This window comes from Telluria sp. B2 (genome assembly GCF_051789535.1).
Taxonomy (GTDB): Bacteria; Pseudomonadota; Gammaproteobacteria; order Burkholderiales; family Burkholderiaceae_D; genus Telluria.
On sequence record NZ_CP196525.1, the window covers coordinates 4,525,231 to 4,537,821 of the forward strand.

The following is a 12,591-nucleotide window of genomic DNA, read 5'->3' on the forward strand; positions in this document are numbered from 1 at the left end:
AATCTCACCCGACATTCCAGCGCGCCGCAGCCATCATTCCACCACATCAACACGTCTTGCACGTAGCCGTGTTCAACAAATTTGACCTGCCCTGTTTATTTTCGCAAAAAAACAACGGCAGAGTTATTAAGACGGCATTGATGCCTACAGGCATTGGTATTCGGCTCCTACACGGTCGAGTTCGGCGCGCATTGCGGCGAAGGCCGGCGCCACCTCGTCGGGCTTGCCCTTGACGCCGAGTTCGATGTGGCGGCGGCTGCCGTCCTCGCCCACGCTCGGCAGGCTGAACACGCGCACGCCGGGGTAACGCACTTCGATGGTTTCCATCAGCGGCGTGAGCACGGCCTCGGCCTGGCCATACACCAGCATCGACAGCTCCGCGTGAGGCTGCTTGTGGAACAGGTCGGCGTAATACGTGTCGAGCACCCATTCGATCATCGGCCAGGCCATCACCGGGAAACCCGGAACGAAGTGGTGTCGCGCCACCGCGAAGCCGGGGATGCCGTTGTAGGGATTCGGGATCAGGCTGGCGCCGGCCGGGAATTCGGCCATCTTCAGGCGCTGCAGGTTCTCCGGCGCCGACAGGTTGGCCTCCTTGCCGGCCTCGCGCGCGCCGTGCACGATGCGCTCCTCAACCAGGCGGCGCCCTTCCGGATGCAGCGCCAGGGGCAGGTCCAGCGCCGCGGCCGCGGCCTGGCGCGTATGGTCGTCGGGCGTGGCGCCGATGCCGCCGCAGGAAAACACGATATCGTCGCCGGCAAAGGTACGGCGCAGGGTTGTGGCGATGCGTTCGCGCTCGTCGCCGACGAACTCGGCCCAGGACAATTGCAGACCGCGCTCGGCCAGCAGCGCCACCACTTTCGAAAAGTGCTTGTCCTGGCGCTTGCCGGACAGGATTTCGTCGCCGACGACGATCAGGCCAAAGCCCATTGCGTTCTCCTCGTTTTCAGGGTGCCACCGGTGCGGTCGCGGTCGCGGCCCGCAGGTCCTGCAGCGCCTGCAGGCAGTAATACTGGAACCACAAGCCGGTAAACAGGAAGATCATCACGTACAGCCAGGCCGACAGGATGGCCAGGAAAGGAAACAGCACCACCGACAGCACGGCGCCGCCCATCCAGGCGATGCCGGGCATGGCGCCGAGCACACCCGAGACCATGCCGATCGCCAGCAGCGGCCAGCGCCGCGCCTGCATCAGGGTCTTGCGCTCGGCGGCGCTGGCATGAGCCGCAAGCGCGTCGTAGCTCATCACGCGCGAGGTCACCCAACCCCAGAGCGCGGCCTGCACCAGCACCGCCACCGGCGGCACCGCATACAGCGGCACCGTCATCAGCCACAGGCCGGCGAACACGAGCACGCTGGTCAGGTTCATCCAGACGCTGCCGGCGAAGCTGCCGCCCTCCTTCTGCTCGAGCTGGGGGAACTGGCGCCGGCCGACGTAGCGCTCGATCGCGGGCATGGCGAAGATACCCATGAACAACAGGGAAGTCGCGATCATCAGCGGCAGCAGCAGGATGATGGCCATCAGGGGCACCACCATCACCTGCAGCACGCCCAGGCCCAGCGTGGACAGCATGCTGCCGCTGGCCTGGAACCAGCCGTAGTCGGCGAAGACGCCGTGCAGCCAGTCGAGGAAAGGTTGCAGCCCGAACCACAGCAGCGCGCCCCAGACCAGCAGCGACAGCAGCAGCGGCACCAGCGAGAGCAGCAGCATCCGGCCGGAGAACTGGGCGCGCAGGGCGCGGCCCCAGGCGGTGGCGACGCCGTTCATTGCCGGCCTCGCTTGGTGAGCCGCTTGGTGAGCCACTTAGTGAGCAGGAGAAAGTGTGCAGGCATGGTGGTGCGGCTCCCGATGTCAAAAGCTTATTGTAGACAGAATTCAAGGCGCAGGTCCGGCACGGCAGGCGGGCCCTCGATGGCGCTTTGAAAGGGCATGCACTACAATCCCCGCTCAATCTGAACCTTGAAGGAAAATCATGTCCACTACCACTACCGCTTCCGGCCTGCAATACGAAGACACCGTCGTCGGCGAAGGCGCCGAAGCGAAAGCCGGCGCCTACGTCACCGTCCACTACACCGGCTGGCTGCGCAACGACGACGGCAGCACCGGCGCCAAGTTCGATTCGAGCAAGGACCGCAACGACCCGTTCCAGTTCCCGCTGGGCGCTGGCCACGTGATCCGCGGCTGGGACGAAGGCGTGCAGGGCATGAAGGTCGGCGGCGCCCGTCGCCTGATCATCCCGGCAAGCCTGGGCTACGGCGCACGCGGCGCCGGCGGCGTGATTCCGCCGAACGCGACGCTGATCTTCGACGTCGAGCTGCTGGCTGTATAAGGTCCGTTATCCCCGTCCGCTTGCGGACGGGGTTGTAGGGTGGACACCTGTGTCCACGCTGTCGTGCTCTTGCATACCCTACAATCCGATCTCGCTGATCGTGTCCGCATGTACTGGCGAGATCGCATTGCTCGACTGTCACGCGCCGTACCGCGTGGACACAGGTGTCCACCCTACGCCACCGCCCAAGCCGCGGACCACATCGAGCATCCCCTCTAAAATTCCCGCCAGAAGCACGTATTTCGCTAGCTGTTAGGCTAAGATGGCCGCGCGCATTGCCGTTCAGTCAATGCACTATCCAGCAATTTTGCCAACAGGAGTTTTTATGAGCTTGCAAGACCAGTTCACCCAGGCCCAGGCCGATTCGAAGAACCTGCCGGAGCGTCCGGACAACATGACCTTGCTGAAGATCTACGCGCTGTTCAAGCAGGGCTCGGCAGGCGACGTGACCGGCGAACGTCCGGGCTTCACCGACATGGTCGGCCGCGCCAAGTACGACGCGTGGGCGCAACTGAAAGGCACCTCGCAGGAAGACGCGATGCAGCAGTACATCGACCTGATCGAGGAACTGAAGGGCTAAGCCTGCCGCCGGCGCGATGCCGGCTTCCATGCTGCGGTCCGCGTCCGGCGCCGCCGCAGCGAACCGCACAGGTTACGCGGCCGCGAACACCCGGCGCATCTTGTCGGTCACCTTGGCTTCGATGGCCGGACCGAAGGCGCTCATCAGGAAGCCCAGCTTGATCCGCAGTGCGGCGCGCTGTTCTTCCAGGGTCAAGGCGCCCTCCACGCCGCTGCGCTCGAAGCGCAGCACGTCGCCGTCCCAGCGGCACTGCATGCCGAATTCGGCGGCAACCTTGTCCGCCACCTGCTGCGCCGCCGCGCGCGCCCGTTCCCGGCTCAGGCTGTGTTCCTGGACGATGTGAATGTCGGCCATCTGTTTCCTTCCTTCTTCTTCAAAACACGAGAGCCCGCCATGATGCCAGTTGCGCCGCCGGCATGCCAGTGCGCGTTGCAATTGATTCTCGTCAAGATCAATTCCGTGCAGGGGGCGACTATCTGCTGAGGTATCGCAATCACACAAGGATGCGCCATGGAACGAGCACTGTTGCCGGATGACCCCACCCCCACCGAACGCGACCAGCCGCCGGTCGCCTTTGTCCCCACCCCCAGCGCAGCCTATCGCCAGCACCGCAAGGCTGCGCAACTGCTCGACCAGCCGGGCGCCCCGCGCGGGGCGGACGAGCCGCAGACGCCGGACGTCCCCCTGCCCTATGCCTTCGGCGCGCGGGTGCTGATGTGGAAGCAGGATCCCTCGGTGACCGACATGGGCACGCGCAAGGCTTTCCTGCCCGGCATCGTGCTGGCCGGCCCGCGCGACGCCCGGATCGCCTCCGTGGACCCGGCCATCAGCCCGGTCGAGCCGAATGCCTTCGGCGACTTCGTCACCATGCCCGACACCCCGCAGTTCGACGCTGTCCACACCTTCGCCGTGGTGCGGCAGACGCTCACCATGTACCAGCGTTCGCTGTCCTCGAGCGGCGCCGAGATGCCACTGCCCTGGCAGTGGAACAGCAGCGTCGACACCGCGCCGCTGCAGATCTTCCCCTACGGCCTGCCGAACGTGATGAACGCGTTCTACAGCCGCACCCAGAACTGCCTGAAGTTCGGCGATTTCGTCCCGAGCGGCCAGGCCGAACGGGTCTTCACCTGCCGCTCCTTCGACATCGTCGCCCACGAGACCGGCCACGCCGTGCTCGACGGGCTGAAACCGCACTGGCTGCTGGCCGACGCGCCGCCCCAGACCGGCGGCCTGCACGAGTCCTTCGGCGACCTGACCGCGATCTTCCTGGCGCTGTCCCAGCTCGACCAGTGCGAGGCGGTGGTGGCCCAGACCAAGGCCCGCCTGCACGACAAGACTTTTCTCGCCGACATCGCCGAGCAGTTCGGCCTGGCGCTCGGCAGCACCACGGGCCTGCGCAATGCCGACAACGACCTGACCCTGTCCCAGGCCGGCACCCAGGTACACGCCATTTCCCAGGTGTTCACCGGCGCCGTCTACGACATCCTGGCCGACCTGTTCGCGTACGAACGCAACCCCGCGCTGGAAGACGACGCCGCCGTGCTGCACCGCGTCGCCGCCTACCTGCGCGGCCTGGTCCTGCGCGCCCTGATGGCCGCGCCCGACATTGCCGCCACCTATGCCGACGTGGTCAACGAGATGCTGCGTCTCGTGCTCGAGGACGGCAAGCCGGACAGCTACACCCAGTCGATCCGCACCCAGTTCACGGTCCGCGAGGTGGTCGGCGCGCCGGAAGCGGCGAACGATGCGCCGGCGTCGGATGGCGAAACGGCCCTGCCGCCGGAGGGGATACCGCCCTTCGATGCCGAACTGCCGGGGAAAACCATGAACCCGCCCTGCAAGGTCCATGTGCGCCTGGCGGCGGCGGTCTGCGACGCGCCCGGCGCCCAGCAGGACCGGCGCGCCTGCTGCGGCACCATGAACCTGGCCGAGTACTACAACATCGAGCGCCTGCTCGACGCCGAAGCCCAGGCGCTGGCGCGCTGGTGCGCCGAGCGCGGCCGCAACGGCCCGGCCGGCGAGGAACCGGCCATCGACAGCGGCGTGCCGACGACGGCATGAAGATCACAGCGAAACAGGGCGGCGGCTTTGCCGGCGGCGAGCGCTGCCTCGAGCTCGACACCGCCTGCCGCGCCGACGGCGACAGGCTCGAGGCGCTGGTGCGCCAGCTCGACTTCTTCTGCGCCGCCCCGCCGGGCGCGGTCGGGGCCGATATACCGCGTTGGGAAATCACGGTGGAGGACGGCGAGCAGCGAAAGACGGTGACCTTGCTGGACGACGGCAGCCTGGGTGCAACGGGGTGGCCGGCGTTGCTTGAGCATTTGCGTGGGGCGGCGTGAAGACGAGCGTGAACATGACTGCGGCGTCAATCGTAGGGTGGGGCACTGTGTGCCCACGCGGAAGCATGAGCAGTGCTGGCCAGTTCAGTATCGCAATATGCGGGACAAGTTGGCGTCTCCAGATGATCAATCGAGATGTCGCGCCAGTGCAGCGATAGCGATTCCCACGGCGCCAACACGACGCCGCGTTCCGCGTGGGCACGAAGTGCCCACCCTACGGGACGCAAGCGCCCATCGTTTCCACGCCAAATCGTCCCTCACGCAGCACATTTGCTTATGTATATTGTGTCTAAGCCCAATTTGTAGGAAAACTGGAAATCCCCTAAAATACGGTGCTTTGCCATGTTGGCGGCCCCTCCTTGCGCGCTGACGCTGCGGCACCCCACCATAGATAGGACTGTTATGACCCACGTTGTCACCGAATCGTGCATCCGCTGCCGGTATACCGACTGCGTCGATGTATGCCCGGTCGATTGTTTCCGGGAAGGCCCGAATTTCCTCGCGATTGATCCCGACGAGTGCATCGACTGCGCCGTGTGCGTGGCCGAGTGCCCGGTCAATGCGATCTATGCCGAAGAAGACGTGCCGGGCGACCAGCAGCAATTCATCAAGCTCAACGCCGACCTGGCGCGCTTCTGGCCATCGATCACCAAGACCAAGCCGGCCCTCCCCGACGCCGAAGAGTGGAAAGACGTCAAGAACAAGCTGGACCAGCTGGCCCGCTAAGTTAATGTACGTCATGTGGCCTGCTGCTGCGGTTTTCGACCGCTGCCAGCAGGCTCACGCCATCCATGGCACACTAGCGGCCATCGCGTCACCGCCCCCTCTTTTAAAAAATCAACAGGATTGAGTGCATGACTATCAGTGCCACCCACGATGCGGGCAGCATCGCCCCTAACAGTTCGTTCGCCGGCGCCATCGACGCCGACGCCGTCATCATCGGCGCGGGCCCGGTCGGCCTGTTCCAGGTCTTCGAACTCGGCCTGCTCGAGATCAAGGCCCACGTCATCGACTCGCTGCCGGCCGTCGGCGGCCAGTGCGTGGAACTGTATCCGGACAAGCCGATCTACGACATCCCTGCCGTGCCCGTGTGCACCGGCCAGGAACTGACCGACAACCTGCTCAAGCAGATCGAGCCGTTCGAGCCGACCTTCCACCTGGGCCAGGAAGTGACGACCGTGCAGCGCCGCGAAGACGGCCGCTTCAACGTCGAGACCTCGACCGGCACCCAGTTCATCACCAAGACCATCTTCATCGCCGCCGGCGTCGGTTCCTTCCAGGCCCGCACGATCAAGGTCGAAGGCATCGAGAAGTTCGAGAACAGCCAGCTGTTCTACCGCGTCAAGGACCCGGCCCTGTTCGACGGCAAGAACCTGGTCATCTGCGGCGGCGGCGACTCCGCCCTGGACTGGGCCCTGAACTTCGTCGGCAAGGCCGAATCGGTCGTGCTGGTGCACCGCCGCGAGGACTTCCGCGCCGCCCCGGCATCGGTCGCCAAGATGAAGCAGCTGTGCGACGAATACGAGATGCAGCTGATCACCGGCCAGGTCACCGGCTTCGACGAAAAAGACGGCAAGCTGTCCGAAGTGAAGGTCACCGGCGCCGACGGCGTCACCCGCCGCGTGCCGCTGGACATGCTGATGGTCTTCTTCGGCCTGTCGCCGAAACTTGGCCCGATCGCCGAGTGGGGCCTGGACATCGAGCGCAAGCAGCTCAAGGTAATGGACACCGAGAAGTTCGAGACCAATGTGCCGGGCATCTTCGCCGTGGGTGACATCAACACCTACCCGGGCAAGAAGAAGCTGATCCTGTCGGGCTTCCACGAAGCCGCGCTGGCCGCCTTCGGCGCCGCCCCGTACATCTTCCCGGACAAGAAGATCCACATGCAGTACACGACGACCTCGCCGAAACTGCACAAGATCCTCGGCGTCGAGACCCCGGTCTTCGATTAAGAACGATCGTTCAGTTAAAAAAAAGAGACAGTGCCCCGGCCCGCCGGGGCATTTGTTTTTATGTGTGTCGCATCACGGACGCCCTATCAAAAACGGTGCTATAACCCTTCCAAGCGCGGATCAAACGCTGGCCCGATGGAACAGAAATTTCCATCCGTAAATGAATTAGGCCTATAATGATTTGATTAAAAATCGCGCACGAGCGCGAAGCGCTTCACCACAGAAGGATTACTATGCTCTACCAACTGCACGAGATGCAACGCTCCTTCCTGACCCCGCTGATGCAATGGGCGGATGCGTCGTCGAAGCTGTTCTCGAACCCGGTTTCCCCTTTCGCCCACACCCCGTTCTCCCAGCGTATCGCCGCCGGGTACGAGCTGATGTACCGATTGGGCAAGGACTACGAAAAGCCGGCGTTCGGCATCGATACCACCACGATCAAGGGCGAGACCGTCAACATCATCGAGCGTGTTGCCGTCAACAAACCGTTCTGCAAGCTGCTGCACTTCAAGAAGGACCTGCCGGACGCGGCCTTCGAGGCGCTCGATCAGCCGACCGTGCTGCTGGTCGCCCCGCTCTCGGGCCACCACGCCACCCTGCTGCGCGACACCGTCCGGGCCCTGCTGCCCGACCACGACGTGTTCATTACCGACTGGGTCGACGCGCGCATGGTGCCGCTGTCCGAAGGCCCCTTCCATCTCGACGACTATATCTACTACGTGCAGGACTTCATCCGCACCCTCGGCCCCGACGTGCACGTGATTTCCGTGTGCCAGCCGACCGTGCCGGTGCTGGCGGCGATCTCGCTGATGGCGTCCGATAACGACCCGAAGCTGCCGAAGACGATGACGATGATGGGCGGCCCGATCGACCCGCGCAAGTCGCCCACCGCCGTGAACGACCTGGCCACCGAGAAGCCGTTCTCGTGGTTCGAGAACACCGTGATTTACTCGGTCCCGGGCAATTACCCGGGCTTCGGGCGCAAGGTCTATCCGGGCTTCCTGCAGCACGCCGGCTTCATCGCCATGAACCCGGGCCGCCATGCCCAGAGCCACCGCGAGTTCTACCAGCACCTGGTGCGCGGCGACGAAGAGTCGGCCGAGAGCCACCGCAAGTTCTACGACGAATATAACGCCGTGCTCGACATGCCGGCCGAGTACTACCTCGAGACGATCAAGACCGTCTTCCAGGAACACCGCCTGCCGAAGGGCACCTGGGAAGTCGGCGGCAAGCTGGTGCGCCCTCAGGACATCAAGACGGTCGCCCTGTTCACCATCGAAGGCGAGCTCGACGACATCTCCGGCGCCGGCCAGACCCAGGCCGCCCACGCGCTGTGCAGCGGCATCCCGGAAAACATGCACCGCGACTACGTGGCCGAGAAGGCCGGGCATTACGGCATCTTCTCGGGCCGCCGCTGGCGCGAGATCATCTGCCCGAAGATCGGTGAGTTCATCCGCGAATTCCGCTGATACGCTCCCGCCCAGAAAAATGCCGCAGTTTCCTGCGGCATTTTTTATTGTATTACTTTCGGTCCCCGCCGCCGCCAAGGCATGCCGTCAACCTGCCTGGTCGCGCCGGTCCTCGCCGCGGCCGAACTCGGCATCGCTATCGTCCTTGTGCGTGTCACGGCGATCCGGGCCGCGGCGCTCGCCGGCGTGTTCATCCGGCTTGCCTGCATCCTGCCCCGCGTTATCCGTGCCAGGTTGGTGGACCGGCGCCCCGGTCGGGTCGGTCGCCAGCAGCGGGGCGATGATCCATTCGTTCATTCTGTTCTCCTCGCTTGTCTTAATTGCCGAGCAAGACGCTCGCAATGATGCCGGTGGCAATCGCCGCCAGCACGTAATCGTTGCCCACCTGCACCCAGTGATAGCCGCGCGGCGGGGCGCTCAGGCGGTGTGCGCGCCAGTTGTCGACCACGTACTGCCTGTGGTGGAAGTGCGCCGGCAGTCGCTGTCCACGGTAGAGGTCGTGCCGCGGACCGGCACCACGGCGGGCCTCCCTGCGCTCTTCGCGACGGTCGTCACGCATGTCGCGCCGGTCTTCGCGGCGCTCGTCACGGTATTCGCGGCGCTCCTCGCGCCGTTCGTCGCGATAGTCGCGTCGGTCCTCGCGGCGGTCTTCGCGACGCTCCTGCGCGCGGTCGTGGCCGTGCTGGGCGAAAGCCGGTGCGTTGGCGGCCAGCAGGACCGCGATCAAACCCCTGGCGATGAGGCGTTTGTTCATGTTGTTCCTCCGTGAAAGATGGCCACACCCGGGGTGCGGCCTGCCCTCTCAGTAAGCCACGCGCAGGGCTGAAAATCTGTACGTTGCGCCACTTACTGAACGAAACGCCAGGCGCCGTGGCGCCGTTCACGCTTTTGTCGCGCATTTATTGGATAATGACGGCTTTACCCGCCGCCCCGCCGTGACCAAGACTCTTGCCGACCAGATCGAAGACCTGCTGCCGCAGACCCAGTGCACCAAGTGCGGCTACCCGGCCTGCCGTCCGTACGCCGAAGCCATCGCCAGCGGAGAAGCCGAGATCAACCAGTGCCCGCCGGGCGGCCTGGAAGGGGTGCGCCGTCTCGCCGCCGCCACCGGGCGCCCGGTCATCCCGATCAATCCCGCCAACGGCGTTGAACGTCCGCGCCCGGTCGCCTTCATCGACGAGAGCCTGTGCATTGGTTGCACGCTCTGCATCCAGGCCTGCCCGGTCGACGCCATCACGGGCGCTGCCAAGCAGATGCACACCATCCTGCCGAGCCTGTGCACCGGCTGCGACCTGTGCGTGGCGCCCTGCCCGGTCGACTGCATCAGCATGATCCCGGTCACCGGGGACGCGACCGGCTGGGCCGCATGGTCGCAGGAAGCGGCCGACGCCGCCCGCGCGCGTCACGACTTCCGTACCGAACGCCTGACGCGCGAACGCGAGGAAAACGACGCCCGCCTAGCCGCCAAGGCCCTGGAGAAGATGCGCGCGGTCACCGCCGAAACCACGAATACGCCGGAAGAGCTGGCGGAGAAGGAACGCAAGCGCGCCATCATCGCCGCCGCGATGGAGCGCGCACGCCAGCGCGCGGCCGGCACGCCGTCTGACGAGAAAAAATGAATCCAGCAAAACGCCTCGAGATCTTCACCCGCTTTCGCGACGCCAACCCGAAGCCAACCACCGAACTCGAATACACGACGCCCTTCGAACTCCTGATCGCGCTGCTGCTGTCGGCCCAGTCTACCGACGTCGGCGTGAACAAGGCCACGCGCCGCCTCTACCCGGTGGCGAACACGCCGCAGGCCATCCTCGACCTGGGCCTGGAAGAACTGAAGAGCTATATCTCGACGATCGGCCTGTACAACACCAAGGCCAAGAACGTGATGGCGACCTGCCAGATCCTGGTCGAGCAGTATGGCGGCGAAGTGCCGCATTCGCGCGAGGCGCTCGAGGCCCTGCCGGGAGTCGGCCGCAAGACCGCCAACGTGGTCCTGAACACCGCCTTCGGCGAGCCGACCATGGCGGTCGACACCCACATCTTCCGCGTCTCGAACAGGACGAAGATCGCACCGGGCAAGAACGTCGACGAGGTGGAAAGGAAGCTCCTCAAGTTCGTGCCCAAGGACTTCCTGCACGACGCCCACCACTGGCTGATCCTGCACGGACGCTATACCTGCGTCGCGCGCCGCCCGAAGTGCTGGAACTGCATCATCAACGACTTGTGCGAATACCGCGACAAGACGCCGACGCCGGATGGGGTAATCGCGCCCGAAGCGGCGGCCGCGCCCTCGCCGCCGGCGGCCTGAGCTTGCCGTGACCCATGTGAAAAAGCCCACGAGGCGTGAAACCATCGTGGGCTTTTTCACAATAATTGCACAGCGGCGGAAGGCCGCCTGGACTGCGCGCTCTCAGGCGGCGAGCATGATGGTGGCGCCGGTCGCGAACGAGGCGCGCTGGATGCGGCCATCGACGACTTCGTACACGCACAGCATCTCGACGGTGCCGCGGCCTTCCGGAAAGTTGCGGTGCACGAGTTCGACGTCGGTGACGATATTGCCGACCACGCTGCGCGTGAGCAGCTGGGCGCGCAGGCCCGGTTCCTGGAAACGCGCTTCGTAGCGCGGGCGGATCGCATCATGCCCCTCGGCCAGCAGCGCACCATGCAGCGCGAACTGCTGGGCATCGGGCGCGTAGGTCCGCATCAGGGCGTCGATGTCTTTGGCGTTGTAGGCGTCGAGCTGGGCCTGGACTACTGCGATGGGGTCAAGCATGTGCATGGGCTTTCATCAAAGGAGAACAAGGTTGTCGCGGTGGACCAGCTCCGCCCCCTCGATGTAGCCGAGGATGGCCTCGATCTCGCCGGACGAGTGACGCATGATGCGGCGTACTTCGCTGGCTGTATAGCTGGTCAGGCCGCGCGCCACCGGTACGCCGTCCTCGCTCACGCAGGTGATCACCTGGCCGCGCCCGAATTCGCCACGCACGGCGACGACGCCGATCGGCAGCAGGGACTTGCCTTCCTGCGTGAGCTTCTGCACGGCGCCGGCGTCCAGCACCACCTCGCCGGAGGTGTGGAGGTGGTCGACCATCCACTGGCGGCGCGCGGTCAGGCGCGTGGTCGCCGCTTCGAGTTGGGTGCCGATCGCCTCGCCGGACGCCAGGCGCGTGAGCACGTCCGGCTCGCGGCCCCAGGCGATCACGGTGTGGGCGCCCGAGCGCGCGGCGCGACGCGCAGCCAGCACCTTGGTCAGCATGCCGCCGCGGCCGATGCTGCTGCCGGCGCCGCCAGCCATGGCCTCCAGCGCCGGATCCCCGGCCGGCGCCTGCTGGATCAGGGTTGCGTTCGGGTCCTTGCGCGGGTCGGCCGAGTACAGGCCGCGCTGGTCGGTGAGGATAACGAGGGCGTCGGCCTCGATCAGGTTGGCGACCAGGGCGCCCAGGGTGTCGTTGTCGCCGAACTTGATCTCATCGGTGACGACGGTGTCGTTCTCGTTGATGATCGGGACCACGCCCAGGCGCAGCAGGGTCGTGAGGGTGGCGCGCGCGTTCAGGTAGCGTTCGCGGTCGGCCAGGTCGGCGTGGGTCAGCAGCACCTGGGCTGTTTTGACGCCGTGGGCGGCGAAGCTGGTTTCGTAGATCTGGGCCAGGCCCATCTGGCCGACGGCGGCGCAGGCCTGCAGTTCGTGGATGTCGTGCGGGCGGGCAGTCATGCCCAGGCGCAGCATGCCTTCGGCGATCGCGCCGGAACTGACCAGCACGACTTCCTTGCCGAGGCCGCGCAGGGCGGCGATTTGAAAGGCCCAGCGCGCGATCGCGCCGTGGTCGAGGCCGCGGCCTTCGTTGGTGACGAGGGAGGAGCCGACCTTGACGATGATGCGGCCGGCGTTCTGGATGACGGAATTCGGGGAATTCATGGCGGAAG

The 12,591-nt window shown here is 65.4% G+C and carries 16 protein-coding genes; 9 read left to right on the forward strand and 7 right to left on the reverse strand.

What is annotated here, in order from left to right; all coding sequences use genetic code 11:
• Positions 1-144: 144 nt before the first annotated feature.
• Complete coding sequence (locus ACSUZJ_RS19980; RefSeq protein WP_499411064.1) at positions 145-930, reverse strand: competence/damage-inducible protein A; 786 nt, start codon at positions 928-930, stop codon at positions 145-147.
• 16 nt (positions 931-946) lie between these two features.
• Positions 947-1,768: an EI24 domain-containing protein gene (locus tag ACSUZJ_RS19985; RefSeq protein WP_499411065.1), complete on the reverse strand. Its 822-nt coding sequence runs from the start codon at positions 1,766-1,768 to the stop codon at positions 947-949.
• Positions 1,769-1,973: 205 nt separating this feature from the next.
• On the opposite strand from ACSUZJ_RS19985, the gene ACSUZJ_RS19990 reads away from it, so the two are divergent.
• Both ACSUZJ_RS19990 and ACSUZJ_RS19995 read left to right on the forward strand, forming a co-directional pair.
• Entirely contained in the window at positions 1,974-2,330 is a 357-nt protein-coding gene (locus ACSUZJ_RS19990) for an FKBP-type peptidyl-prolyl cis-trans isomerase (protein ID WP_499411067.1), read from the forward strand.
• Positions 2,331-2,655: 325 nt separating this feature from the next.
• Positions 2,656-2,910 carry an acyl-CoA-binding protein gene (locus tag ACSUZJ_RS19995; RefSeq protein WP_499411069.1) on the forward strand — a complete coding sequence of 85 codons (255 nt, stop codon included), beginning with the start codon at positions 2,656-2,658 and terminating at the stop codon, positions 2,908-2,910.
• A 72-nt stretch (positions 2,911-2,982) separates the two neighbouring features.
• Here ACSUZJ_RS19995 and ACSUZJ_RS20000 read toward each other — a convergent pair whose 3' ends face one another.
• Entirely contained in the window at positions 2,983-3,264 is a 282-nt protein-coding gene (locus ACSUZJ_RS20000) for a polyhydroxyalkanoic acid system family protein (protein ID WP_499411071.1), read from the reverse strand.
• 156 nt (positions 3,265-3,420) lie between these two features.
• On the opposite strand from ACSUZJ_RS20000, the gene ACSUZJ_RS20005 reads away from it, so the two are divergent.
• The 5 genes from ACSUZJ_RS20005 to ACSUZJ_RS20025 all read left to right on the forward strand — a co-directional run bounded on the left by ACSUZJ_RS20005 (position 3,421) and on the right by ACSUZJ_RS20025 (position 8,670).
• On the forward strand, positions 3,421-4,971 hold the full coding sequence (locus ACSUZJ_RS20005; RefSeq protein WP_499411073.1) for a hypothetical protein: 1,551 nt from the start codon (positions 3,421-3,423) through the stop codon (positions 4,969-4,971).
• Positions 4,968-5,249, forward strand: a complete 282-nt coding sequence (locus ACSUZJ_RS20010; protein ID WP_499411075.1) for a protealysin inhibitor emfourin — start codon at positions 4,968-4,970, stop codon at positions 5,247-5,249. Before ACSUZJ_RS20005 ends, ACSUZJ_RS20010 begins: the two co-directional genes overlap by 4 nt.
• A gap of 402 nt (positions 5,250-5,651) precedes the next feature.
• Positions 5,652-5,975, forward strand: coding sequence for a ferredoxin FdxA (fdxA, locus tag ACSUZJ_RS20015; RefSeq protein WP_313704193.1), 324 nt, complete (start codon positions 5,652-5,654; stop codon positions 5,973-5,975).
• A gap of 128 nt (positions 5,976-6,103) precedes the next feature.
• Positions 6,104-7,201 carry an NAD(P)/FAD-dependent oxidoreductase gene (locus tag ACSUZJ_RS20020; RefSeq protein ID WP_499411078.1) on the forward strand — a complete coding sequence of 366 codons (1,098 nt, stop codon included), beginning with the start codon at positions 6,104-6,106 and terminating at the stop codon, positions 7,199-7,201.
• A gap of 233 nt (positions 7,202-7,434) precedes the next feature.
• Complete coding sequence (locus ACSUZJ_RS20025) at positions 7,435-8,670, forward strand: polyhydroxyalkanoate depolymerase (RefSeq protein WP_499411080.1); 1,236 nt, start codon at positions 7,435-7,437, stop codon at positions 8,668-8,670.
• 87 nt (positions 8,671-8,757) lie between these two features.
• On the opposite strand, the gene ACSUZJ_RS20030 is transcribed toward ACSUZJ_RS20025, so the two are convergent.
• Both ACSUZJ_RS20030 and ACSUZJ_RS20035 read right to left on the reverse strand, forming a co-directional pair.
• A complete protein-coding gene (locus ACSUZJ_RS20030; RefSeq protein WP_499411082.1) occupies positions 8,758-8,967 on the reverse strand; it encodes a hypothetical protein in 210 nt (69 codons plus the stop codon).
• Positions 8,968-8,986: 19 nt separating this feature from the next.
• On the reverse strand, positions 8,987-9,424 hold the full coding sequence (locus ACSUZJ_RS20035; RefSeq protein WP_499411084.1) for an RcnB family protein: 438 nt from the start codon (positions 9,422-9,424) through the stop codon (positions 8,987-8,989).
• 181 nt (positions 9,425-9,605) lie between these two features.
• On the opposite strand from ACSUZJ_RS20035, the gene rsxB reads away from it, so the two are divergent.
• Together rsxB and nth are read left to right on the forward strand one after the other, a co-directional pair.
• Complete coding sequence (gene rsxB / locus ACSUZJ_RS20040) at positions 9,606-10,289, forward strand: electron transport complex subunit RsxB (protein WP_499411086.1); 684 nt, start codon at positions 9,606-9,608, stop codon at positions 10,287-10,289.
• Positions 10,286-10,975 (forward strand): endonuclease III, encoded by a 690-nt coding sequence (nth, locus tag ACSUZJ_RS20045; RefSeq protein ID WP_499411088.1) that lies wholly within the window; start codon positions 10,286-10,288, stop codon positions 10,973-10,975. The genes rsxB and nth overlap by 4 nt, the downstream gene beginning before the upstream one ends.
• Before the next feature lie 102 nt (positions 10,976-11,077).
• Here the strand turns inward: nth and ACSUZJ_RS20050 are convergent, their stop codons facing one another.
• Positions 11,078-11,446: a nuclear transport factor 2 family protein gene (locus tag ACSUZJ_RS20050; RefSeq protein ID WP_499411090.1), complete on the reverse strand. Its 369-nt coding sequence runs from the start codon at positions 11,444-11,446 to the stop codon at positions 11,078-11,080.
• Between the two features lie 9 nt (positions 11,447-11,455).
• Positions 11,456-12,583: a glutamate 5-kinase gene (gene proB, locus ACSUZJ_RS20055; protein ID WP_499411092.1), complete on the reverse strand. Its 1,128-nt coding sequence runs from the start codon at positions 12,581-12,583 to the stop codon at positions 11,456-11,458.
• Between the last annotated feature and the right edge of the window lie 8 nt (positions 12,584-12,591).

What these genes read in the sequence shown, in the direction of transcription:
- ACSUZJ_RS19980 (WP_499411064.1), bottom strand. Translation starts at nt 930, where the DNA reads ATGGGCTTTGGCCTGATCGTCGTCGGCGACGAAATCCTGTCCGGCAAG.
- ACSUZJ_RS19985 (WP_499411065.1), bottom strand. Translation starts at nt 1,768, where the DNA reads ATGAACGGCGTCGCCACCGCCTGGGGCCGCGCCCTGCGCGCCCAGTTC.
- ACSUZJ_RS19990 (WP_499411067.1), top strand. Translation starts at nt 1,974, where the DNA reads ATGTCCACTACCACTACCGCTTCCGGCCTGCAATACGAAGACACCGTC.
- ACSUZJ_RS19995 (WP_499411069.1), top strand. Translation starts at nt 2,656, where the DNA reads ATGAGCTTGCAAGACCAGTTCACCCAGGCCCAGGCCGATTCGAAGAAC.
- ACSUZJ_RS20000 (WP_499411071.1), bottom strand. Translation starts at nt 3,264, where the DNA reads ATGGCCGACATTCACATCGTCCAGGAACACAGCCTGAGCCGGGAACGG.
- ACSUZJ_RS20005 (WP_499411073.1), top strand. Translation starts at nt 3,421, where the DNA reads ATGGAACGAGCACTGTTGCCGGATGACCCCACCCCCACCGAACGCGAC.
- ACSUZJ_RS20010 (WP_499411075.1), top strand. Translation starts at nt 4,968, where the DNA reads ATGAAGATCACAGCGAAACAGGGCGGCGGCTTTGCCGGCGGCGAGCGC.
- fdxA (WP_313704193.1), top strand. Translation starts at nt 5,652, where the DNA reads ATGACCCACGTTGTCACCGAATCGTGCATCCGCTGCCGGTATACCGAC.
- ACSUZJ_RS20020 (WP_499411078.1), top strand. Translation starts at nt 6,104, where the DNA reads ATGACTATCAGTGCCACCCACGATGCGGGCAGCATCGCCCCTAACAGT.
- ACSUZJ_RS20025 (WP_499411080.1), top strand. Translation starts at nt 7,435, where the DNA reads ATGCTCTACCAACTGCACGAGATGCAACGCTCCTTCCTGACCCCGCTG.
- ACSUZJ_RS20030 (WP_499411082.1), bottom strand. Translation starts at nt 8,967, where the DNA reads ATGAACGAATGGATCATCGCCCCGCTGCTGGCGACCGACCCGACCGGG.
- ACSUZJ_RS20035 (WP_499411084.1), bottom strand. Translation starts at nt 9,424, where the DNA reads ATGAACAAACGCCTCATCGCCAGGGGTTTGATCGCGGTCCTGCTGGCC.
- nth (WP_499411088.1), top strand. Translation starts at nt 10,286, where the DNA reads ATGAATCCAGCAAAACGCCTCGAGATCTTCACCCGCTTTCGCGACGCC.
- ACSUZJ_RS20050 (WP_499411090.1), bottom strand. Translation starts at nt 11,446, where the DNA reads ATGCACATGCTTGACCCCATCGCAGTAGTCCAGGCCCAGCTCGACGCC.
- proB (WP_499411092.1), bottom strand. Translation starts at nt 12,583, where the DNA reads ATGAATTCCCCGAATTCCGTCATCCAGAACGCCGGCCGCATCATCGTC.